The organism is Mesorhizobium sp. M2A.F.Ca.ET.037.01.1.1 (assembly GCF_003998075.1).
Lineage (GTDB): Bacteria > Pseudomonadota > Alphaproteobacteria > Rhizobiales > Rhizobiaceae > Mesorhizobium.
Window position 1 is genome coordinate 1 of the sequence record NZ_RZSA01001487.1, and the last position, 1,028, is coordinate 1,028.

The 1,028-nt window shown below is 66.1% G+C and carries 2 protein-coding genes; both read left to right on the top strand.

Translation table 11 applies throughout. The features are described 5' to 3' along the window. Positions 1–459: acetyl-CoA carboxylase biotin carboxyl carrier protein (gene accB / locus EOA27_RS37785; RefSeq protein WP_127258887.1), on the top strand; the 459-nt coding region annotated here is incomplete at its 5' end. A 13-nt stretch (positions 460–472) separates the two neighbouring features. Beyond that, on the top strand, positions 473–1,028 hold a 556-nt coding region (locus EOA27_RS37790), incomplete at its 3' end, for a biotin carboxylase N-terminal domain-containing protein (protein ID WP_127258889.1).

The window sequence follows — 1,028 nt, forward strand, 5'->3', positions numbered from 1 at the left end:
AAAAAGAACGGTGTTGACCAGCAACTGATCCGCGACCTGGCGGGCATCCTGAACGACACCAATCTGACGGAGATCGAGGTCGAGCTCGGCGACCTCAAGGTGCGCGTGTCGCGCCAGTCGCAGGCTGTCCATGCGGTTGCCGCGCCCCTGCCCGCGATCGCCGCTCCCGTCGCCGCCGCGGCTCAGCCGGCAGCGGCCGTCGCCGCGGCGCCTGCCGATCCGTCCAAGAATGCCGTGCCTTCGCCGATGGTCGGCACCGCCTATCTGGCGCCCTCGCCCGACGCCAAGCCGTTCGTCGAGATCGGCCAGAAGGTGAAGGAAGGCCAGACGCTTCTCATCATCGAGGCGATGAAGACGATGAACCAGATTCCTTCGCCGCGCGCCGGCACGGTGACGGCGATCCTCATCGAGGACGCCCAGCCGGTCGAGTACGGAATGCCGCTGGTGGTCCTCGAGTAGGAACAGCCAAGAGATGTTCCAGAAGATCCTCATCGCCAATCGCGGCGAAATCGCGCTCCGGGTGCTGCGCGCCTGCAAGGAGCTCGGCATCCAGACGGTGGTGGTCCACTCGACCGCGGATTCCGACGCCATGCATGTGCGGCTCGCCGACGAGAGCGTCTGCATCGGCCCGCCGCCGTCGCGCGAAAGCTACCTCAACATCCACCAGATCGTCGCCGCCTGCGAGATCACCGGCGCCGACGCCGTGCATCCGGGCTACGGCTTTCTGTCCGAAAACGCCAAATTCGCCGATATCCTCGCCGCCCACAACATCACCTTCATCGGCCCCTCCGGCGACCATATCCGCATCATGGGTGACAAGATCGAGGCCAAGCGCACGGCAAAGCGTCTCGGCATTCCCGTGGTGCCCGGCTCCGACGGCGCGATCAGCGACGAGAAGGAAGCCAAGCGCGTTGCGGCCGAGATCGGCTATCCGGTGATCATCAAGGCCTCCGCCGGCGGCGGCGGCCGCGGCATGAAGGTGGCGCACACCGAAGCGGACCTCGAAGTCGCGTTGCAGACGGCAAAGT